Genomic DNA, 21,734 nt, shown 5'->3' with positions numbered 1-21,734 from the left:
ATCGCAGGCAGGCCTGAGGCTTTATGAGACCGTCGCCATTTCTAAATATTGCTCCAGAAAAAGCCGCATCTCTTTGGTTTTGAACTGTTTGGCGAGCCGCCGTAGGGCCAAGGCAAACGCAGCATAGCGGGTGTCTTGTTGATCGATGCGATCTAGCTCCGTCATGACGTTGTTGATCAACCCGCGACGGCAAAGATCGTACAGGATCTGAATATCCGGCTGCGACGGCGGGGTGATGGACGCTGGAACCCCATCTCCCGCCGCGGGCATCGCTTTCTGTAGGGGAGCCTTATACTTCCAGTCCAGCTGCAAATGCGTTTGTAAAGCCTTGAGCAGCTGCGTGGCCTGTACGGGTTTAGGCAAAAACTCGCTGGCTCCGGCCTCCAGACTTTTCTGGCGATCGCTCTCAAAGACATTTGCGGAGGAGACAATCACGGGGACAACGGTAAACTGAGACCGTTGACGTAGCTCCGCAAGGAACTCATAGCCATTCATCACGGGCATGGCGATATCGGTAATAATTAAGTCGGGATTGCGATCGATGGCCTGATTCAACCCTTCCTGGCCATTTTCAGCCTCAATCACTTTAAACCCCAGCGGCTCAAGCATATTCATCAGGACGGATCGATTCTCCCAGCGATCATCGAGAATAAGAATGGTCCGCCTTTGCCCTTGATACCCACTGATGTCTCCGCGCGTTTTACTCCGCTCTAGCTCGCTCAACTGGGCGGCTTCGGGCACCTCAATTTCAAACCAAAACCGACTCCCCCGACCCGCCTGGCTTTCGACATTGAGATGACTGCCCATCATTCCGGCAATTCTCTGACTAATCGCAAGACCGAGCCCGGTCCCTTCCGACTGTTTATGGACCGATCCCACCTGTTCAAAGGGCTGGAAGATCGTATGCAGATCCGCCTGGTTAATCCCGATTCCGCTGTCTTGAACGCTAAACTCCAGGCGATAGAGGGCATTGCCCTTGGCGTCTAGGGTTTCTCCTTTGCGAGCGGTCACTACGAAGGAAACCTGCCCCACCTCCGTAAACTTAATGGCATTACTTAAGAGGTTAATGAGGATTTGACGCAACCGTTTTTCATCGGCTTCAATGCCTTTTGGTAATGGCCCTTCGGACTTATAGATAAATTGAATCTCTTTTTGCTGTGCTTTAATCCGGCAAATTTCGGCAACGCCATTCAGAAATGGTAGTAAAAGAAACTCTGACGGCTGCAGATCCATTTTTTGCGCTTCAATTTTAGAAAGGTCCAGGATATCATTAATCAAAGTGAGCAGATGAGTCCCGCACTGATTAATGATTTCAACCCCTTGACGCTCCTTTTTGCCTAGTTTGTCAGACTGTTTCATAATCTGGGCATAGCCTAAAATGCCGTTGAGCGGCGTTCGGAGTTCATGACTCATATTGGCTAGGAACTCACTCTTGGCATAATTCGCCGTATCCGCCGCTTCCTTGGCCTCCTGGAGTTCAGCGGTGCGCTCTTCTACCCGCAGTTCTAACTCCTCAAAGGAATTTTTGAGCTGGTTTGCCATGCGGTGAAATGAGTCGCTCAACACCTCCAGTTCATCAGCATCTTTACGGCCTAAGGTGGCCTTGAGCAGGGGTTGTTGGCATTCGTCAAGGGCTTCCCCTTCTCGTCCGGCCCGACGAGCATCCGTTTGCGAAAGCTTATGACATTCCTCTAGAATTGGCTTTAATCGATGATTGAGCCGTTGCACAAACAGATAAACCACGATGGCAAGAATGATGCCTGCCCCTAAGGCCCCTCCCACTGTGATGGACAAGACTGGCACCAGCACGACAGATTGGGGAACCGAGGCAATCATCATCCAGTTGGTGCCGCGAACGCGCTGATACACCCAATATCGCCCTGAAAAATTAACGACCCCCGATGCCTTGTCGCTCATCTGGGTCCAAACCCGATTGAGGTCAGGAACGTCTTGATAGGTGGCTAGGCGATCTGCCTTAGCCGGATTAGGCGGATAAACCAGCATTTTGCCCTCTTCGCTGAGAATGGCATAGTATCCACCCACCCATTGCTCTGGTGCCTGGGCACGGCTGGCCAGAGCCGTTGCGTTAATGTCCAGTCCCGCCACCCCGAGCAGTTGATGGTTGGTGTCATAAATCGGGGCAGTGGCCGTCGTCATGATAATGCCAGACCATTCGTAAGGCTCTAGCCAGAGAGGTTTTCCTGCATCGACGGGAATGTTGTAATAGTCTTGTTCCTGACAATCGAGATCCACTTCGCAAACATCGGCATAGCGCACCGCCTGATAGGGGGCTGGCAAGGGCTCTCCGATCTGATCGGGCGTTTTCTGATCTAGAAAGTAATAGGGCCAGAAGGTTTTGCGATCGGGGACGAGCTGATAGGGCGCCTGACCAAAATTAAGCGCCATGGTGAGCTTGGAACGGTTCTGGAACAGATTCAGCACGATTTTCTTGTAGCTGTCTGCGTCGGTAATCCCCATCTGATGCATGGTTTTTGTGGCCGCCACGACGCTGAGCATTGACTGTTCTGCCCGTGCTAGCTCTCCCTCAATCAAATGCACCTCTGTACTGAGATTGCCTTCAATTTCATCCAGGGATCGCTTCTCTAGGGCCTGGTAGAAAAAGTAAGACATTGCCGTTAAGCCCACTAAGGCCCCGCTTAAGACATTGAAAAATAGGCTTGAACCAATGGACTTACGGTAGCGACTAAGCATAGGGAAGGTGACTGCAGGAGGGAGTGAACAACATCAAAGGCCGGGTCAATCGGTTAAGAGGGGGTAGGCATTAAGGAGGGGGGAACCGGGGAGGCAGGAGCCGGAAGATACCCAGCCGCAATAAACTGCGACAGGTAACGCTGCAGAAACTCTGCATTCAGAGGGGGACAGGCGATCGCCTTCTGGGCAAGGATTTCCTGCGTTTTTTGGCAGTCCAACTCAAAGGCCCCGAGAGACTTGCGTACAAAGGGCTGGTTGGCAAAAATCATGGCCATAGGGGCCAATACGTTGTCCGTGAATGCATTTTCTGTTGATGCATTTTCTGCCGTAGGGGTTGCTGCTTTGCACAGTTCGCCATACCAGGCCTCGTAGGAAACAGTCGCTAGGTCATAGCCTGTCTGCCGAAGGATCTCCATGAACTCGCTCCAGTCCATGGGATGGGGGTTGGCAATGTGGAAGGCCGTGCCAACGGGTTTCACGGTTTGTCCAAGGAAGACAATGGCCTGAGCAACGTAGTCCACCGGCACCAGATTCAAAAGGACTTCGAGCGTCGGGGCCATTTTAAGCTGGATACAGCCCTTTAACATCTTTGAGACAAAGCTATTGATCGGCGATTCTCCCTGGGTGGCATCCCCGATCAGGTTACTAAATCGGTAGAGGCTCACGGGCAAGCCCCGATCTCCTGCGGCGACCACTAGCTGTTCAGCAATACATTTACTCTGGGCATAGCCACTGGCTAAGGCAGAGGCCGGACCAATCTGATCAGTTTCGCGAATCCTTTGAATTTGGTCCGCTGCCTGGAGGGCAAACACATCCACGGTCGAAATGTAGTGCAGGGGCTTAATCCTGGTCTGGCTTGCAAGACGCAGGACCTCCTGAGTTCCCAGCACGTTGGAGGCCTTGAGGGTGAGGTAGGGATAGATCATATTGACCCAGGCCCCACAGTGATAAATAATATCGATCTTCTCCGCCAGACGCGTAAAGGTTTCTGCCTCAATCCCCAGACGGGGCTGACTCAGGTCTCCCAGCACGAGCTTGATGCGACTTCGATCACTTTCCTGCCAGAGGCCGTAGCGATTTAAGCAGCCTTCTATGCGGGCCTGGGCTTCGGCAAAACTGCTGGCACGAATGAGACAGTGCACATCGGCTCGGGTTTGTTTGAGCAGCTCGTGGAGCAGGTAGGTTCCGAGAAACCCGGTGGCCCCGGTCAAGAATATTTCGGGGACGGGTTCTGTCAAACTGTCTGGAGGCACGATACAAGCGTCTAAAATCGCCTCTTTTTCCAGGTCTAGTGGAGCGATCTCTTGTGCCCCAGAGTCCTGGAGCTGCTGAATCTGCGAGGCTATTCCTTCAACGGTGGGCTGAGCCAGAAAGTTTTCCAGGGGCAGCTGGACTTGAAAGGTCTCATTAATTTGGTAAACCAGTTGTACCGCTAACAGAGAGTGGCCTCCCAGGTCGCAAAAGCGATCGCGGATACCAATCTGTTCGGCCTTGATCCTCAGAAGCTGGCCCAGGATTTCCGTGAGCTGAAACTCCATGGGAGTTCGTGGAGCCTGGTAGGACCCATCTTTAACCTGGTTCCAGGTGGGAATCGGTAGGGCACGCCGGTCAATTTTGCCGCTTGGCGTCATTGGGAAGGCATCCAGGCTGACGATCGCAGAGGGGAGCATATACTCCGGCAGCTGCGATCGCAGGTAGTGACGCAGCTGCCCCACGCGAGTCGCCTCATTGCCCTGGGCCGTTGCGGGTGCCACAAAGTACGCCACTAGCCGCTTATCCCCAGGGACATATTCCCTGGCCAGCACCACGGCTTCTTGCACCTCAGGGTGACGCTCCAGGACTCCTTCAACCTCACCGGGTTCAATGCGAAATCCACGAATTTTTACCTGCTGGTCAATGCGACCTAGATATTCAAGGGATTGATCCGGTAAAAATCGGGCCAAGTCGCCGGTTTTATAGAGCCGATCGCCACTGCTTTTTTCCGAAAATGGGTGGACCATAAATCGCTCTGCCGTCAGGTCAGGACGGTGCAAATACCCCCGAGCCAAACAGGCGCCACCCAGATAAAGCTCACCAGCCACCCCTGGCGCCACAGGCTGTAAGCGCTCATTGAGAATATAGACCTCTGTGCCAGTGATGGGTTGTCCAATGGGAGGCAGGGTGGGCCAGTGTTTGGGATCGCCTTTTAAGGTCTGCGCGGTCACCACATGGGTTTCAGAGGGGCCATAGTGATTGTGCAGCGTGCAGTGGGGCATCCGCTCAAACCAGCGCACAATCGCCTCCGTAATGCGCAGCTGCTCGCCTGCGGTATAAATCTCTTTCATTGCCAGCGGAATTTCAGCTTCCTGCTCGGCAATTTCTGACAGCTGACGCAGGGCCACAAAGGGTAGAAACAGACGCTCAATTTCAGCTTCCCGCAGAAATCGCATCAGATCAATGGGATTGCGACGCAGCTGATCGGGCACCAGTACCAAGGTGCCGCCAGCGGCGAGGGTGGCGAAGATTTCCTGAAAAGAGACATCAAAGCTAATGGGCGTAAACTGTAGCGTTCGCCCTCCCAGGCCAACCGTTGAAACCTTGACCTGCCAGTCAATGAGCTGGCACAGCGGCCCGTGGGGCATGGCGACGCCCTTTGGCTGTCCCGTAGATCCCGATGTATAGATGACGTAGGCCAAGTCCGTCGGCTGTAGGTCCAGATCTAAATTATCCTGGGCATATTCAGCTAGCGCCAGCTGATCAATCGCCAGAATGTCCAGGGGATGATCTTCAAAATCTGTTTCCAGGCTCTGTTGCGTGAGTAAGATGGGCGCTTGAGCGTGGTTGATCATATAGCGCAGACGATCGGGTGGATAGGACAAATCCAGGGGTAAATAGGCCCCTCCCGCCTTAAGAATCGCCAGGAGGGCAATGATCATCTCCAGCGATCGATCCAGGTAAACCCCCACCACAACGTCCGCGGTCACGCCTTTTTCCCGCAGTAGTCTCGCCAGCTGATTTGATTGTTGATTCAGTTGAGCATAGGTCAACTCCTGGCCTTGAAAGGTTACGGCTACCGCATCAGGATAAAGCGAAACTTGATTTTCAAAGAAATCCTGGACGGTCTGTTTTGCGGTCAAATCAAGCATTGGTCTGAACAACAAGGTAAAACAAAAAAATCTAAAACCCCGACTCAATGAGTGAATTCTTTAGGCTACTGAAACGATCAAGCGAGCTTGTGTAAATTCCGGATCAACCTTCTGATTTGAGTCCTGCTTTACTGCCAGCAAACCCTAAAGCATCTCGGTTCTTTTCAGGTATAATCGGTGACTATCATGGCCGGGATCGGTGGTATTACCGAATAATGTTTTTTAGAAGAAAAATAGATGCTAGTCCGCGTTCTCAAGTTTTTTTGCAGCAAAAACTATCCCCTCCCAGGGGGATCGAGGCTGTTCACATCGAGAACGATCCAGATGCGCCCCCCCCCCCTCAGGGTTGCCTATCCGGGGCTGACTCCCGTGCGCCAGCCCCCGCTCATGAGGCCGCTCCTGGCGCTCCTGAGGGGCGGAATACCTCGCCACAAAAAATCTGAGCTGCGGTTCTGCTGCAGCTCCAGATGTTGGCCCTAGGTCAAACTATGGGCCAGACGGTCTATGGAGTGAGAGTGTCAGGCTGGGATTAGGTTGAAGCTGTCCAGGTATTGTCCACGGTAATCGAGGCCCCATTCACAAAACTGGCATCCTCACTGGCTAAAAAGACAGCCACACCGGCAATCTCCTCAGGTTCACAGAACCGTCCCTGCCTCTGCACAATATCGTCGTTGGAGAAATCAATGCCGAGCCGGACGCATTCCTCCATTTCTCGAAGCCCGTGGGGGGTGCGAATAAAGCCTGGAGAGATTGCATTGCAGCGAATGCCCTGATCTCGAAACTCAACGGCAATGGCGCGGGTCAACTGCAAAATTGCACCTTTGGTCGTGCAGTAGGCACTTTCCATGGCAGAGGCGGAAAACCCCGAAATTGAGGCCGTGTTGATGATGACGCCCTTCCCCTTCTCAATCATGCCCGGCAGCACCGCTTGCGTCATGAGAAACATGCTCTTCACGTTGATCGCCATGAGGCGGTCCCAGTCGGCTTCGGTGGTTTCGAGAAAGGGTTTAACGATGACGGTTCCGGCATGATTAAACAGAATATTGATTTCGCCAAAATAAGCCAGGGCTTGCTGGACTGCAGACTGCACCGCCGCTGCTTGCGACACATCCCCAGGGATAAACAGCGCTTTACGCCCAGAGGCCTCAATCTCTTCGACCAGGGAACGTCCGGCGTCCAGTTGAACATCTACAATTGCTACCTGGGCGCCCTCGGCAGCAAAGCGGCGCGAGGCGGCGCGGCCAGCCCCACCAGCCCCACCGCTAATCAAAACCACCTGATTGTTGAATCGTCCTGTTGTCATCGAAGTCTACGGGTATACACCAAGATTGAAGGGAAAGGCGATCGCTAGGGTTTATTTGCGTCTGTCTAACAGATATTCTCTATCCCTGTGTTTTGAAGATACCCAAAGCGCTTCACAAGATTACAGAGTTGGGGTCTCCTCCTAGGCTGGGCTGGCCCTATGGGTTCCGGGGAGAGGATCTTCGAAGTGCCCCAGACTCTAGTGTTGGTATGTGAGACAGGGGATGAAAGCCCTAGACCAGAATAAGGAGCGGGCACCACAGTGTTATCGTGATCAAACCCTCTCTTGATCCAGAAGAGTCCAGCGCAAAAGCATAAGAAATTTCCCGATGGCAATGTCAACTTCTAGACGTTGTCGGGGCATCTTAAGACTAGATTCATCATTTGATTGATGGGTATCTAAGGCAGAATTAAGACAGAAAAATTGGGATAACGCCCCTCCTTGCGTCTGAAAACTGAAGGTGAATGAGAACCTAATTTTAAGTACCTCAGTTTCTCCCTGAAAACAACGTTCATGCGCAATTTTGCTTTTGGGGTCTGCCACCTTTTTGCTCTAGATTCTTTGCCGATCCATTGCCGTCCATTTCCTCTGATCAATGTGTGAGAAAGTGAAACGTATTGCTTCCCCTAGATTCTCTCTGCTCACCAGCGCCGTTGCCCTCGTTCCTGCCGTTGCGATCGCCCTTCCTTCCCAGGCCATCGACCAGGATCCGATCTCGGTCGTTTCCCCCGAAGCTGTGGAGAAGGTCGGTGTCAGTCCTAAAATCCCCCCCGCCCCCTTAGCAGATATCAGCCTCACCCGCTTAACGTCTAATGTGCAAGATCTGCTGTCTGAAACAGAGTCCATGGGCGTCGTCAATTCCGTGTCTCAGCTCTCCGACGTGCAGCCCACGGACTGGGCCTATCAGGCCCTACAGTCCTTAGTGGAGCGCTATGGCTGTCTTGCGGGCTACCCAGAGGGAACCTTTCGGGGCAATCGTGCGGCCACACGCTACGAAATGGCGGCCCTCGTCAATGCCTGCCTGGATAACCTCAGCGATCAGGTTGCAACGCCAGCAGAGTTGGATCAGCTTCGTGCGCTCCAGGAGGAGTTTAAGGCTGAGTTATCAACGCTGCGGGGACAGGTAGATGGGCTCGAAGCAAGAACGGCTCAGCTCGAAGCCAATGAGTTTTCCACCACCACCAAGTTGAACGGACTGGCCGTCTTTCAGACCCAGTTTGGCGATCTCACTCGGGATGGCTTGATTAACCCTGAAACCGGTGCTGCGGTTCCCACTGGCACCACTCGTCCCTCCGTTATTGCCGTCTCTATTCTCAACTTTGACACCAGCTTTACTGGAACTGACCTTCTGCAAACCGCTCTGGCAGCCGGAAATAACGGCCAGGATGCTGCCACTGGCTTGGGCATGACGCTCTACCCTAATGCCTCCGGCAACGCGGGTCAGCCCTACTTTGTCACCCGCGGCACCAGTGCTCTGACGCAATATCCCAATAGCTTTTATCTATTTCGCCTTGCCTATACCTTCCAACCCACCGATAATCTTTCCCTCACGGTCGGGCCTCAGCTTTATCCGGGCGATTTTCTAGATTTTAATAGCTACGCCAACAATCCCTTTAGCGATTTTAATTCCTACTTCTTTACGAATAATCCCTTAATCATTCCCTTTTCCCAAAACTTCCTGGGCGGAGCTGGTGGCGGCTTGAACTGGAACATTGAGGGGGGGCCGGTGAGCCTTCGGGCCGCCTACGTTGCGGCAAATCCGGCGACGGCAACGGCAACGACCAATGGGGGGGGACTATTTGGCGATCCATACCAGGCAAGTGCCGAGGTCGAGTACGCGGACACCTTCGGGGAAAGCGAGAAAAATAACTTTGCAGTCCGGCTGCAGTACACCCATTCAAAAACCTTTGATGTGGAGCAAAATGCGGTTGGGGTCAACGCAGAGATGACTCTGGGCCAGTTGGGCCTCTTTGGCCGCTATGGCTACTCCGATGCCTCGGCCGATGGAACTGCCACGGCTCCGGGTGGACCGATCAATTTCACCGCCCATACCTGGATGGCGGGGGCTGGGGTGACCGATCTAGTCAAGCCCGGATCTCTTCTGGCCGTTGCAGTGGGGCAGCCCTTCATTCATGATTTACCCGCAACCGCTTCCTTTGGACCGAATAACGCGACTCAGACCAACTATGAGGGGTTTTTCCGGCTGCCGATTAATGACAATATTTCTATCACCCCAGGGCTGATGGTGATTACCGAAACCAACAATACCGCCAATCAGCCCTCCCTATTTCAAGGGTATATTCGCACCACCTTCTCTTTCTAGCTAGCCCCCTCCTCAAATCTCAGAATTGTCTTGGTATTCTCAGCATCTAGAATTTCCAAGGCAATGGGACTAGCCTGCAAGTCTTGGGCAACCCATAGGGCCGTGGGATGACTGACAATGTGAGAGAAACTCAGGGTCTCAAGCCCTGCAGAGATCACAATGTCGTCCCCTTTTTGCAGTGGGTCACAGGTGATGGAACTCAACGTCGCATGTTTGGCTAAGGTCTGTACCCCCATGTCTGCGTTACAAATTTCCAGCGTGTAGCGACGACCACGGGACTGCTGGGTCAGCTGATTAAAAAAGTCGACCCAGTGTGATCTTGGGATTTCTTGAGTATTGGCGATTGTCTGATTTAACATGGCACTCCCATCGTGAACCGACTTGAATCACAGAAGAGTCCCCGCCTGTCCTCGGAGCCTTGGGCTATGTTCAACGGCTCATTGCACAGGTCTTGAGCACAAGGTCTTGAGCACAATAGGATGGCTCCGAGTGGACAGAGGCTGGCGGTTCTATTGACACGGTCCTACTCACAATACAGACGCTGTAAAAATCATCTCTATGAGGATAAAGACAATTAGGACAGCGAGAACCCCCAGGACAAAATCGCGATAATCTTTGGGATCAATCAGAGTATGACGCATTCTGATCACCTCGCTGGGCACTCCCCTCTGACTTTATTCTCAGATAAGGGCTGGAGGATGCGTCGAAAAAGACATATAGCTTAAAATTTTGAGCCCAAACTCGCCAAGGAGTTCTGCTGAACCAGCAGGAGATCGAAAGGCGCGCTACGGTGACCGTAGCAGGATATTGCGTTTACTTTTCCTGGGCTTGCAGATCTCCTGAGTAAACTTCAGTAACTAAACCGGAGAGAGGGGGGGTGAGGGTTTCTATAATAATCATGTATTCATGGTTCTGGAGTTTTCAACGATGTCAAAGGAGAACTTCTTTCGGTTCTTGTCTAAGGCTTCAAAGGACGAACAGTTGCAAGAAAAGATTAGCGGTACCGCCAATCCAGAGGATCTCGTCGGCATTGCCCAAGCGGAAGGCTATGACTTTTCCTCTGAACATATTGACGAGGGGCTGTCTGAGTTACAGCAGAAGCCGGGCTTTTTCAGTGCTCTTGCGGCAGCCGTCTTCAAGATTTTTAGCCCTCCCCACGACGACTATCCTGTTACGGGGGTGCAGCCCTTCAGCGGTGACCCGAATCCCAATCCCTAAATTTCCCAATCCCTAAATTTCTGGGAAGTTTAATCCTCTTTTTCGTGGTTTAAGGCTTCCAGTCCGGAAATAATAGTCAATAGCTCTTCCGTAATCGTATTTTGGCGATGTTGATGAAACTGGCGCTGTAGATCGGTTAGATGCTCTGTGATATTGCTTTGAGCCTGCTGCATTGAAACCAGACGACTCATGTTTTCACTAATTAGCGACTCCACGCAGGCCCGGTAGAGGGTGACGAAAAAGTGCTGCCGGAACAGGGCGGAAAATAAGGGTTGACGATCTAGAAAAACCTGGGGACGACAATGGGAGGGCCAGCGCCGAGCGCTGAGGTCTTGAAGGTATGCCAAATCCAGTGGGAACACCGTCTGTTGCCATGGAAAATAGCGATCGCCCTGGCTGGGACGATGGTGAAAGAGCAAAATCTGACCCACCTGATGGGCCTCTCGCCACTGTTCAACCTGGACCACGACGGCTTGCACCATGGCGGCAATACCCTCCACGGAAACCGGTCCCTCAACGCTCGTTTCGATGTCCAGGTTCTTTTCCTGAAGGGCATTTTGAATTCTTGCCCCCACCGCTAAGATGATCGGGGTTTGATCGATAAGCTGGGGCGATCGCCCCACAAATTCCGCCATCTGTTCATTAAATCGACCACACAGACCCTGATCAGACCCAAACACAATCGTCCCGATCCGGGGTTGGGTGGTGAGGGTTAAATCCTGAAGCAAGGTCGGGTGCTGGAGGAGGAGAATCTGCATCCCCAACTCCAGCGTTTGATGATAGTTGTGCAAAGATTCGATGGCTTGGTCATATTGATGGATATTGACCGCCGCCAGGGTTTTCATGGTCTTGACAATGGTGGAAAACTCCTGCGCGCTGCGAATGTCGCGCTTCAACTGTTCAGGATCGAGCATTACCGGTCCTCTTGCGGGGGAGGTGGATCGAGCTCCAGGGCCTTAGGGAGTTGCTGGGACAGCGCCTGCAGCAGTTGCTGTTGATCGGCAGCGGTCAGCGATTTGCCCTGTTGAATGTGATCACACAGGCTGGAAAACTCCTGGACCATCACCCTTCGAATTGTTTCCTGGGCGAGGGCCATCTGCTCCAGGGGAATGGGATCTAAGAGGCCCTGGTTAACGGCCAGGAGAACCGCCACCTGCTCCGCCACGGGAACGGGGGCAAACTGCGGCTGCTGTAAAATGGCCCGCACCCGTCGTCCTCGCTCCAGGGTCTGTTGGGTGGACGCCTCCAGGCGTGTCCCAAAGCGGGCAAAGGATTCCAACTCTTCAAACTGGGAGTAGGTGAGGCGAAGGTCTCCTGTGATCGCTTTGTAAGCTGGGCGTTGGGCCTTTCCTCCCACCCGCGACACGGATTTCCCCACGTCCACCGCTGGGAAGATGCCCTTTTGAAACAACTTTGGCGTTAGATAAATTTGCCCATCGGTGATGGACACAAGATTGGTGGGAATGTAAGCCGCGAGGTTTTGCGCCTCGGTCTCCACAATTGGCAGCGCTGTTAAGGTTCCTCCGCCCAGGTGCGATCGCAGATGGGTGGCTCGTTCTAACAGCCGAGCATGGATGTAAAAAATATCCCCTGGAAAGGCCTCGCGCCCTGGAGGACGTCGCAATAGTAAGGAGAGTTCGCGGTAGGCGCGGGCGTGCTGGGTGAGATCGTCATAGATAATGAGCACATCGCGCCCCTGTTCCATGAAATATTCCGCCATGGTTGTGGCAGCGTAGGGAGTGATGTATTGGAGGCCGGGCGTGGTGTCTCCCCCGGCAACTACGACCACGCAGTTGTCCATGGCCTGGCGCTGGCGCAGTTCCTGGATGAGCTTTGCCGTGGCAGAAATCCGCTGACCGATGGCGCAGTAGACACAAACAACGTTCTTCCCCCGCTGATTCAAAATGGTGTCCACCGCTATGGCTGTTTTCCCGGTTTGGCGATCGCCTAAAATCAACATTCGCTGGCCTCGCCCCACGGGAATCAGCGCATCAATGACCTTAATGCCCGTTTGCAGTGGTTCGGTGACCGGCGCCCGATCCATAATGGCTGGGGCCTCTCGCTCAATGGGACGCCTTTGGGAGAAGGCCACTGCTCCCTGATGATCTAGGGGCCTTCCGGTGGCGTCCAGGACCCGTCCTAGGAGGGCTTCTCCCACGGGGGCATCAAACACCTGCCCGGTGCGCTGCACCTCGCAACCTGCCTGGAGGTCTTGACTGTCCCGGAGGAGAATAATACCCACTTCCGTTGGGTCTAGATTGAAGGCCATGCCCTGATGCTGATGGGGCAACAGCACCCGCTCTTCGGACTGAACATGGGTCAGACCGCTACAGCGGGCAATGCCCTGTCCCAAATAGGTGACGCGTCCCACCTCCTGACTGCGCAGATCAAAGGGATAGTCCCTGGGCGCCTGGCGATAGGCCTGGGTGACATCCTCCCACAGGGGCAGCAGAAAACTAGGAAGACCACTCATGGGTTGAGGCCGATGCATCTGTTAAGGGGAGGGAGAGATCTTGCTGATCGAGAAGCTGGGCGATGGTTTCTTCAAGGTGGTCCAGGTAAGCATCCACCGTCCAGGCTAATTTATAGCCGGGAAGCACCAGCTCTAGCCCGCAGAGGCATTGGGACTGCTGCTTGAATTGCAGGGAAGTCTGGACCTCCTGCAACGCCGGAACCTGGGAGAATAGGGCCTCCGCAATCTGAGCCTGTTGGTCGGGGGCGATCGCAAAGGTGGAGTAAACCACGGGGGGATGGGGCTGATCCAGGACCCGCTGGAGCCGGTCACGTTCCTCCGAGGGAAGCTGCCTGAGTCGTTCGGTAAAAACGTTGACCATTTGCGCTTCTAAATGGGCTTGGGCCAGATCCTGGAGAATCTGGCGCACCGTGTGCATCACCTGCAGCCCCAGTTGCTGACGCAGGGACTTGAGGACGCTGCGCTGCTCCCGCTGGAGGGCTGAGACCCATCTCCCTTTGCGCACCTCAACCTCCTGACGGGCCTCCCGCAGGAGGGATTGTCGATAGGCCTCGGCTTCGAGTTGGGCATGGTGCTCCAGACTGGCCTGCTGGTCAGCAAATTCCTGCTGAAGCTGACGGTAACGGCTGGCCTCTGCCTGGGCGATGGCCTGATCTTGCGCCGCCGCTTGCAATTGTCCATGAATAGCCTGCTCGCGTTTTTGCATGGCCTGCAGAATCGGAGCATAGAGAAATCGCTTCAGCAGGGCCACTAAAACAACAAAATTGACAATTTGAGCAAAGGTCGTGATGGGATCAATTAACACCCGCTAGCCCCCTGCCCCCTGCTCAACCACATAGTTCCAGAAGGGATTGGCAAATAGCAAAATCAGCGTAATCACAAAGCAGTAAATGGCCGTAGATTCCACCAGAGCCATGCCGACAAACAAAACGCGAGTAATCGTATTGGCCTCATCCGGCTGCTGGGCCAGGGCGCTTAAGGCCTGGGATAGGGCTCGGCCTTCCCCTAGCGCCGGGCCAATGGAGCCAATGGCCGTCGTTAAGCCTCCCACCACAATGGAGGCCATGCCAATCAGTGCGATGTTATCCATGCCATTTTTCCTGATCGCCTTGGGGGTTGGACTGTTGAACTTGAGTGACCGCAGCAATGAAAACCATCGCCAAAATTGCAAAGATATAGGCCTGAATTAACCCCGTTAAGAGTCCCATCATCTGCATCACCACCGGCAGGAATAGCGGCATCACTGATAGCAAAATGCCCACAATCATGGTGCCACTCATGACATTTCCAAACAGGCGCACTGCCAGGGCAATAATGCGTGAAATTTCCCCCACGATATTAAAGGGTAACAGGAGGGGGGTCGGCTGCAGGTATTGCATTAAATAGCCTTTCAGACCCTGGTGACGAATCCCATAGAGGGGAACGGCAAAAAACACGCAGAGGGCTAGGGCGGTGGTTGTGGACAACGATCCGGTGGGGGGCTGATATCCCGGAATCACGCTTAACAGATTAGAAGTTGCGATAAAAATAAACAGCGTGCCCACAAAGGGGAGGTAGGGCTCGGGGTTCTGGTTACTAACGTCGCGAATTTGCTCACAGATCCCTAAAACTAGAACCTCTAGGAGATTCTGTCCTCGCCGGATGCGGGGAGATCCGCTCAGATTGCGCGTGATCAAGATTGCTCCGAAGACCAGTAGGGCCATTACCATCCAGGTAAATAGAAGGGTGGCATTCAGCCGCAAGGCTCTCCATTGCCAGAGGATGATTTGATCCGGGGTCACATTCATGGTGCTGACGCGGCGATCGCCTGAATAACCTGGGAGGGAAATATCGTCTCCAAAGTTGAAGGCTATTCTCCCACAGGTCTCTAAGGGGCTAAAGAGAACTCAACAACTTGTCAAGTTTCAAGGGGTCAAGTTTCAAGGAGTCAAGTTTTAAGGAGTCAAGTTTTAAGGAGTCAAGTTTTTGGGCGATCCCGAGGACGAAGGGCTTGAATCAGCAGGGTACGACTGCCTAGAAACCCGACAAAGCTGAGGAGCAACAGGGGCAGAATCTGGGGCGACTCTGCCCGCTGTAAAATCAGGTGAAACCCACCAAGGACGGCTCCCAAACGCAGCAGATAACTCACGGCGACCCGCAGGAAGGGACGTTTGGCCCGATGAATCTCTCGTACCGTCCACCAAAGACCCCCAAAGTACAGTAGTCCCAACAGTCCGCCCCAAACGAGGGTGAGTATCAGCGGAATGGGCAGATGAATCATAGTGCAGTCTCATTCCGCCTCACTCGTGGCGGCTTTCCTTCTGAATCCAGTACCAGGCGTTCCAGCAGCCTAACCCAATCCCAAGCACCAGCAGCATCAGCGTCCAGGAATAGCGACTGGGTAAATGATGATCTAGCCAACGGCCCAGGGCAAGGCCCAAGAGGGTCGGAATCGTCACAGACCAGCCCACCAACCCAAACAGGCCCAACCCAAACCAGACTCGCTTTCTGCCCTGGCGCGCCCGGTGCTTACGATCGGCCTTGTGGGTCACCGTTTGCTGAAAGGAATCTTCGTCGGGGGGACGAGAGGGGAATTGAGACATGGCAGCGCTCCGTTCACGAGCTCACGGTGAGACAGCCTAGTAGCCGACTCCTGAGACAGCCTGCTAGGACAGATCGGTGATAAAGTGTCGCACCAGACCTGCCTCTAATTTTGCCAGGGCCGCGCGAGTTCGTCGTTCTTGTTCATCTAAAGTTTGGAAATGTTGACGAACCTGTCGCTGTAGATCCAGCAGATCCTGACCTTGAATGCCGTGGCGGGTAGAGACTCGCACCTGCTCTCCGCACTTCACCAAAATCCCCTCGTCAATGGCCAAAAACTTCTCCGATCCCTCTGGCGTCAGGTAGGTTAACAGGCCGGGGACTAAAACCGTCAGGCAGTCAATATGACGGGGCAGTAAACAAAATAAACCGTGGGCAGATTCTGCGGTGACCTTGACCACCCCAGTCTGGATGAGAATCTTTTGGGGTAAGCAAACCGTAAGCTGCATGGCAAAGGAAAGACCCAAAGGACGTTATCCGAGAAGGTTCAGGGGAAAGAAGGGTTCAGGTGGAACGAGACTGCGCCTCTTGAATGCGACCAATCAGGTACAGATCCTGCTCTGGAACCTGGGAAAATTCATCGGCCAGGATGCGCTCGCAGCCCTCTAGGGTGTCCTGCAGGGACACCAACCGCCCTGGAACGCCGGTAAATTGCTCCGTCGTAAAAAAGGGCTGGGTTAAAAAGCGCTCCAATCGTCTGGCTCGATACACCGTCTGGCGCTCCTGTTGGGCCAGCTCCTCTAACCCTAGCATGGCAATGATGTCCTTGAGATCTTCGTATTCAGCCAGAGTTCTGCGCACGGCCTGGGCAATTTGATAGTGGCGATCGCCCACCACGCTCGGCGACAGCATTTTTGAAGCAGACTGGAGCGGATCCACGGCGGGGTACAGCCCCTCGCTGGTCCGTTTTCGTGACAGGACAATGGAGGCCGAAAGGTGCGAGAAGATATGCACCGCTGCCGGGTCCGTCAGGTCATCGGCTGGCACATAGACTGCCTGCACGGAGGTGATGGCTCCGCGATCGGTACTGCAGATTCGTTCTTCCAGTTCTGCGAGCTCCGTGGCCAGGGTCGGCTGATATCCGACCCGCGAGGGGATCTGCCCCATCAGTCCCGAAACCTCTGCACCAGCCTGGATAAAGCGGAACACGTTATCAATCATCAGCAGCACATCTCGATGGGCCTGATCTCGAAAATATTCTGCCATGGTCAAGGCCGCATAGCCCACCCGAAACCGCGATCCGGGTGGCTCATTCATCTGGCCAAACACCATGACAGTATTCTCCAAAACCCCGGCCTCCTGCATTTCGCGGTAAAGCTCCTCGCCCTCGCGCGATCGCTCACCAATCCCGCAGAAAATGCTGACGCCTTGATAGCGACTCACGATGTTGTGAATCATCTCGGTGATCAATACGGTTTTGCCGACCCCCGCCCCCCCAAACAGCCCGGCCTTACTGCCTCGCTCCAGGGGAGCCAGCAGATCAATGGCCTTAATCCCCGTGACTAAAATTTCAGTGGTGGTGCTGCGTTGACTGAGGGGCACCGAGCGAGCGTAGATCGACTGACTCTCTCCCTCTAGGGGAGGTTGGTTATCAATGGTGTCTCCAAACACATTGAAGACTCGCCCCAGCAGTTGAGGGCCGATGGGAACCTGGATCGGGTGGCCTGTGTTTATGACGCGATCGCCCCTGGCAATGCCTTGGGTTGGGGTCAGGGCAATACTTCGCACCACCGTCGCACTCAAATAGGTCATCACTTCTAAGGCCATCTTTGGTGCCCGCGCCAGACGAAGCAGATGATGATGTTTCGGCAACGCTTGGGGAAACGACACATCAATGACGCTGCCCCTAACCGCCAAAACAATCCCCTGGCCAGTTTGATCTGGGGATAATCTTTGCGCCTTTGGCCTGTTTGCGGGGGATGGCATTTAAAAAAGTAAACCCGCTTTAAAGGAGACCCCCTTGAGGAGACCCCATTTTAAGGGTGAACCGACCCATCGGGCATCACCGCTCCGGTTAAAGTGGTCTCGCTGGTTTCGGTCATCTCCATACTGGCCCGATTCAGATTGGCTTCACAGAGATTGGCGTCGCATAAATCTGCGCCATTGAGAATGGCTTGGTGCAAGTTGGCCTTCCAAAGTCGTGCCCCACACATTTTAGCGCCCGTCAAATTGGCACCGCGCATATCCGCCTCCGATAGACAGGTGAGGTGCAGCAGGGTATTGCTCATCTCCGCTTCAAGCAGTAGGGACCCGCTGAGATCGGCTTCCCCTAAATGCGCCCCGGTCAAAATGGTGCGACTCAAGGTGGATCCACTGATCGATGCACCTGCCAGGTTTGTCTCGCTCAAATTTGCTTCGCTCAGATTCACTTCACTGAGATTTGCGCCGCGAAGGGAAGCCTGGGAAAAGTTAACCCCTTGGAGTTCGGAACGGCTTAAGTCAATGCCACTCAAGCAAACACCGCTCAAGTCGGAGCCAGATAAGAGGCAAATGCCCCGAAAATCTCGTTCTCCTGCCCGGTAGCGATCTATTAACTCCGTAGCCGTAATGGATACCTTGTCCGATGACGGAATTGCATTCATGAATCAAATCCTGCACGATGCCTCAAGATTCACGCTCTAAGTTAAACCCCTAGGAGGTCACCCCCCCTACATCCCCCTGACTGCTTAGGCGAGTTTTTATTTTAAAGGCTAATCCTTGGGGCGGACTTCTTCGGCTGCGCGTTCGAGCATGGATTGCTCTAGTTGCTTTTCATGGAGACGCTTCTCCGCCAGGATTTCGCGCGCCTGTTCCGCCAGGGTTTCCTCCTCTATCTCGTGGGGTTCCGATTGTGCCCGACTGACCATATTCTCATGGAGATGTTCTTCCTGTTTTCGGTCTTGGGTCAACCGCTCCCGCGCTTGTTTCTTAACATTCATCGTTGACTCTTGGAACTTTTGAGACTACTGGATCAAACTATACCGTTGCCAATTTAAGATTGACATGAAACCCCGTAAAAATGTGATAAACGATACAGAAGTCAATCTTCTCAAGAAAGCTTGACTTGGGGCAGACCCTGGTTGTGAACCGGGGGGATTCCCTAAGCTTGGTAAGCTAGATTTACGGTTGTATTTACGGAAAGCTATGACGATGCCACAACAGGAGGCGGTTTCCCTGAACACAGACTCGCTGAACCTATTTTCAGCTAAATCTATGAAATTTTGGGGATTAGGCGGCACTGCTTTAGCTGGCCTCCTGCTGTTTCCCCATGGACCTGGCGGATCCCTGGTGACTGAGCTTTCTGTTTTGGGCCTGGGAGCCTTTTTAATCTGGAATCGGTTTCGGCCTCGGCCCCTTCCGCTGGCGCAGCGCCCCGATGTGCTGACCCAGGACCATCTTAGCCACCAATGGATGGCCCTGGAATCCTCGCTTGCCACCCTGGAAGCTGAGGCTGGGAGTCCCCTCGCCCTGACCCAGCCCTTTCGGGCAGCAGTGGCGCAGCTCAAGGCAGAGTGCGATCGCACGGTGGTGCGGATTGTCGTAGTGGGAGAACAGGGCGTGGGCAAAACAACCCTGGTGCGCCATTTGCAAACCCATTGGCTCCCCCAGCAGTCTCAAGCCTATGTCCTCAGCGAGGGCGGAACGGGTGACTGTTCTGAAGCCCCGCTGCCAGTGGATCTGGCCCAGGCGGATCTCATCCTGTTCATGACCCAGGGAGATCTCACTGAAGCTGAGCAACGTCGGATTCAGGCCCTGCGATCGCACCGCAAACCCCTGCTGCTGCTGTTGAACAAGGGCGATCAATTTCTGCCCCCGCAGCAAGAGGCTCTGTTACAACAGTTACGGCAGAACCTCCAGGGCAGCGTGGCTGCAGCCCATGTCATGACCGTGGCCGTTCAGCCTCATCCAATTTTGGTGCGACGCCATGGTGCGGAGGGCCAGGTCCAGGAAGTCTCTGAGCAGCCTTGCCCCCAACTCCAGCCCCTCTGGGAGGCGTTCGCCGAACAGTTTCAAGCCGAGTCGCGTCAGCAGATCATCTGGCAACAGATCTACGGATCGGCCCAGCAGCTTCAGCAGGAGATCCAGCGATGCTTGAACTCGCTGCGGCGTCAGCGCGCCCTGCCCCTTCTGGAAAAGTATCAGTGGATTTCCGCCTCAGCGGCCTTTGCCAGCCCGCTGCCCTCCACGGATATGATTGCCGCCGCGGCGATTACGGGGAAGCTGGTGACCGATTTAGGTGCGCTGTACGGGCATCAATTTAGCCTCGACGAAGCTCAAAATATTGCTGCCATTTTGGCCCAAACGCTGCTCAAGCTGGGCCTAATTGAGCTATCGAGTCAACTGCTGGGGGCCGTCCTCAAAAGTCACGCGGCTACCTACGTGGCGGGGGGCTTTATTCAGGGCCTCAGTATTGCCTACCTGACGCAGATTGCTGGACTGAGCTTGATTGAGCATTTTGAAGCGATGAGTCTGCAGGGGGAACAGGGACCCTCGGGTCGCTTCTGCCTTTCCCAGATCAGCCAGATTGTTGAGCGAATTTTTGCCCAACATCAGCGGGGTGATTTTTTAAAGGGACTGGTAACCCAGGGTCTCCGTAAGATCCAACCTGCAGCGGTATGACAGAGGCCCCTCTGCCTGGGGTGGCCTCGCCCCTGCGCGATCGCACCCTGTATTGTTTGCAGCAGTGTCTCGGGCAGTACGAAGATGGCCTACAGGTTGCGCTGAATCCGGATCTGCAGCCCCATGTGGCACAGCTGAAAACCCTTCGCCATAAGGTGGGAAAGGGCCTCTTACAGGTTGCCGTCTTTGGCTATGTCAGCCGGGGAAAGTCTGCCCTGCTCAATGCCCTGCTGGGGGAGCCCCTCTTGCCGATTGGGGCGCTCAACGGTGTCACCCAATGGCCTCGGTCAGTGCGCTGGCAGCCCTTTCCAGAGGAGTTCGCTTGGGCCGAATGGCACATTGAACTGGTGGATACTCCCGGCCTTGGAGAAATTGAGGGGGCCACGCGGGCACAGATGGCGATGGAGATTGCCCAAACGGCCGATGTCCTTCTGTTTGTGATTGCCGGAAAGCCCAACGCCTCGGAGTTAGCGTCCCTGGCACAGCTGCAGATCACGGAGAAGCCCTTGCTGCTGGTGTCTAATAAATCGGACCTCTATCCCCAGTTGACGCCGCTGCAGATCTGGGACGCCTTAAGGCCGGTGTCTCTCCAGCATTGGATCCGCCCTGCGGATATCCTGTGCGCAGCTGCTAACCCAGCCCCCCAACAGGTTCGCAACGAGTGGCCCGACGGTCGAATTACGGAGGAATGGCGAATCCCCCCGCCTCAGGTGGAGGAATTACGGCAGCGACTAATTCACTTTTTACAGCAGGAGGGGGTCCAAAGTCTTCTGAAAAATACGCTGCAGCAGGCGGAAGTGGCCCAGCGGGCGATGGCGCAATCCATTCTTAAACAGCAGGAAGCGGCTGCCCAGGATCTGCAACTGCGGTTTGCCCTCCTCAAGGCTGGTGCGGTGGCCCTGATCCCACTGGCGTGGATCGATGTGCCCCTGAGCCTACTGCTGGATCTGCTGCTCGTGCGATCGCTGGTGAGACTCTACAACCTGCCCACGGCCCGGCAAAATGTGGAAGCGCTGTGGCGAACCCTCTTTTTTAGTGGATTTGGGCTGCTTTTATGCGAGTTAGGCTCGGGTCTGCTGTTGGGATTGGGCCATGCCGTGGCCGGAGATCTGACCAATCTGAGCGGGGCCTTGCTGTGGGCCAGCACCGCCATGGTGCAGGGACTGGCGGCCCTGTATGGTACGCAAAGGGTGGGGGCTGCCACCCAGCATTATTTGCGCGAGGGCTGTACCTGGATGCCCTGGGGAGCCAGTGAACTGCTGGCCCAACTGGGCCAGATCGCCCCGGCTGAGGCCTCCCCCAACACCCCAAATCCGGTCGCTTCACCTGCAGACTCCTGTGACGGAGATCACCTTTGAGGGGGAACGACGCTCACAGGATTCTCACCTTTGCCATGGGATA

Annotated in this window: 19 protein-coding genes; 4 read left to right on the top strand and 15 right to left on the bottom strand. The window is 54.5% G+C overall.

Annotated features, from left to right (window positions below; all coding sequences use genetic code 11):
• Nucleotides 1-21: 21 nt before the first annotated feature.
• The 3 genes from QQ91_RS19175 to QQ91_RS19165 form a co-directional block, all read right to left on the bottom strand.
• A complete protein-coding gene (locus QQ91_RS19175) occupies nt 22-2,712 on the bottom strand; it encodes a hybrid sensor histidine kinase/response regulator (RefSeq protein ID WP_166277518.1) in 2,691 nt (896 codons plus the stop codon).
• Nucleotides 2,713-2,765: 53 nt separating this feature from the next.
• A complete protein-coding gene (locus tag QQ91_RS19170; RefSeq protein WP_166277516.1) occupies nt 2,766-5,837 on the bottom strand; it encodes an amino acid adenylation domain-containing protein in 3,072 nt (1,023 codons plus the stop codon).
• Between the two features lie 529 nt (nt 5,838-6,366).
• Nucleotides 6,367-7,140, bottom strand: coding sequence for an SDR family NAD(P)-dependent oxidoreductase (locus QQ91_RS19165; RefSeq protein WP_166277513.1), 774 nt, complete (start codon nt 7,138-7,140; stop codon nt 6,367-6,369).
• A gap of 607 nt (nt 7,141-7,747) precedes the next feature.
• On the opposite strand from QQ91_RS19165, the gene QQ91_RS19160 reads away from it, so the two are divergent.
• Complete coding sequence (locus tag QQ91_RS19160) at nt 7,748-9,463, top strand: iron uptake porin (RefSeq protein ID WP_250833408.1); 1,716 nt, start codon at nt 7,748-7,750, stop codon at nt 9,461-9,463.
• On the opposite strand, the gene QQ91_RS19155 is transcribed toward QQ91_RS19160, so the two are convergent.
• Complete coding sequence (locus QQ91_RS19155) at nt 9,460-9,822, bottom strand: DUF5335 family protein (RefSeq protein ID WP_166277507.1); 363 nt, start codon at nt 9,820-9,822, stop codon at nt 9,460-9,462. The genes QQ91_RS19160 and QQ91_RS19155 overlap by 4 nt on opposite strands.
• A gap of 568 nt (nt 9,823-10,390) precedes the next feature.
• Between QQ91_RS19155 and QQ91_RS21745 the strand changes: the two genes are divergently transcribed.
• Nucleotides 10,391-10,681 (top strand): Nif11-like leader peptide family RiPP precursor, encoded by a 291-nt coding sequence (locus QQ91_RS21745; RefSeq protein WP_166277504.1) that lies wholly within the window; start codon nt 10,391-10,393, stop codon nt 10,679-10,681.
• A 29-nt stretch (nt 10,682-10,710) separates the two neighbouring features.
• On the opposite strand, the gene QQ91_RS19140 is transcribed toward QQ91_RS21745, so the two are convergent.
• The 11 genes from QQ91_RS19140 to QQ91_RS19090 all read right to left on the bottom strand — a co-directional run bounded on the left by QQ91_RS19140 (nt 10,711) and on the right by QQ91_RS19090 (nt 18,652).
• Nucleotides 10,711-11,595, bottom strand: coding sequence for a F0F1 ATP synthase subunit gamma (locus QQ91_RS19140; protein ID WP_166277501.1), 885 nt, complete (start codon nt 11,593-11,595; stop codon nt 10,711-10,713).
• Nucleotides 11,595-13,154, bottom strand: a complete 1,560-nt coding sequence (locus tag QQ91_RS19135; protein ID WP_166277499.1) for an alternate F1F0 ATPase, F1 subunit alpha — start codon at nt 13,152-13,154, stop codon at nt 11,595-11,597. The genes QQ91_RS19140 and QQ91_RS19135 overlap by 1 nt, the downstream gene beginning before the upstream one ends.
• Nucleotides 13,138-13,959, bottom strand: a complete 822-nt coding sequence (locus tag QQ91_RS19130; protein WP_166277496.1) for a F0F1 ATP synthase subunit B family protein — start codon at nt 13,957-13,959, stop codon at nt 13,138-13,140. Before QQ91_RS19130 ends, QQ91_RS19135 begins: the two co-directional genes overlap by 17 nt.
• A gap of 3 nt (nt 13,960-13,962) precedes the next feature.
• The gene (locus QQ91_RS19125; RefSeq protein WP_166277493.1) at nt 13,963-14,244 is read right to left on the bottom strand and encodes a F0F1 ATP synthase subunit C; all 282 of its coding nucleotides are present in this window, start codon (nt 14,242-14,244) and stop codon (nt 13,963-13,965) included.
• On the bottom strand, nt 14,237-14,941 hold the full coding sequence (locus QQ91_RS19120) for a F0F1 ATP synthase subunit A (RefSeq protein ID WP_166277491.1): 705 nt from the start codon (nt 14,939-14,941) through the stop codon (nt 14,237-14,239). Before QQ91_RS19120 ends, QQ91_RS19125 begins: the two co-directional genes overlap by 8 nt.
• Nucleotides 14,942-15,111: 170 nt before the next feature.
• The gene (locus QQ91_RS19115) at nt 15,112-15,414 is read right to left on the bottom strand and encodes an ATP synthase subunit I (protein ID WP_166277488.1); all 303 of its coding nucleotides are present in this window, start codon (nt 15,412-15,414) and stop codon (nt 15,112-15,114) included.
• A 19-nt stretch (nt 15,415-15,433) separates the two neighbouring features.
• Entirely contained in the window at nt 15,434-15,736 is a 303-nt protein-coding gene (locus QQ91_RS19110) for an AtpZ/AtpI family protein (RefSeq protein ID WP_166277485.1), read from the bottom strand.
• A gap of 63 nt (nt 15,737-15,799) precedes the next feature.
• Nucleotides 15,800-16,183, bottom strand: coding sequence for a F0F1 ATP synthase subunit epsilon (locus QQ91_RS19105; protein ID WP_166277482.1), 384 nt, complete (start codon nt 16,181-16,183; stop codon nt 15,800-15,802).
• Nucleotides 16,184-16,238: 55 nt separating this feature from the next.
• Nucleotides 16,239-17,660, bottom strand: a complete 1,422-nt coding sequence (gene atpD / locus QQ91_RS19100; RefSeq protein ID WP_166277479.1) for a F0F1 ATP synthase subunit beta — start codon at nt 17,658-17,660, stop codon at nt 16,239-16,241.
• Nucleotides 17,661-17,710: 50 nt separating this feature from the next.
• A complete protein-coding gene (locus tag QQ91_RS19095; protein ID WP_166277477.1) occupies nt 17,711-18,316 on the bottom strand; it encodes a pentapeptide repeat-containing protein in 606 nt (201 codons plus the stop codon).
• Between the two features lie 108 nt (nt 18,317-18,424).
• Nucleotides 18,425-18,652 (bottom strand): hypothetical protein, encoded by a 228-nt coding sequence (locus tag QQ91_RS19090; RefSeq protein ID WP_166277475.1) that lies wholly within the window; start codon nt 18,650-18,652, stop codon nt 18,425-18,427.
• A 205-nt stretch (nt 18,653-18,857) separates the two neighbouring features.
• Here QQ91_RS19090 and QQ91_RS19085 point away from each other — a divergent pair, with 205 nt between their 5' ends.
• Entirely contained in the window at nt 18,858-20,333 is a 1,476-nt protein-coding gene (locus QQ91_RS19085) for a DUF697 domain-containing protein (RefSeq protein ID WP_166277473.1), read from the top strand.
• Complete coding sequence (locus QQ91_RS19080) at nt 20,330-21,691, top strand: DUF697 domain-containing protein (protein ID WP_166277471.1); 1,362 nt, start codon at nt 20,330-20,332, stop codon at nt 21,689-21,691. The genes QQ91_RS19085 and QQ91_RS19080 overlap by 4 nt, the downstream gene beginning before the upstream one ends.
• The last annotated feature ends 43 nt before the right edge of the window (nt 21,692-21,734 follow it).

Source organism: Lyngbya confervoides BDU141951, from assembly GCF_000817775.3.
In the GTDB taxonomy this organism is placed as follows: domain Bacteria; phylum Cyanobacteriota; class Cyanobacteriia; order Thermosynechococcales; family Thermosynechococcaceae; genus Lyngbya; species Lyngbya confervoides.
The sequence above is the reverse complement of the archived record's forward strand: the minus strand, read 5'-3'. Positions and strand labels throughout refer to the sequence as shown.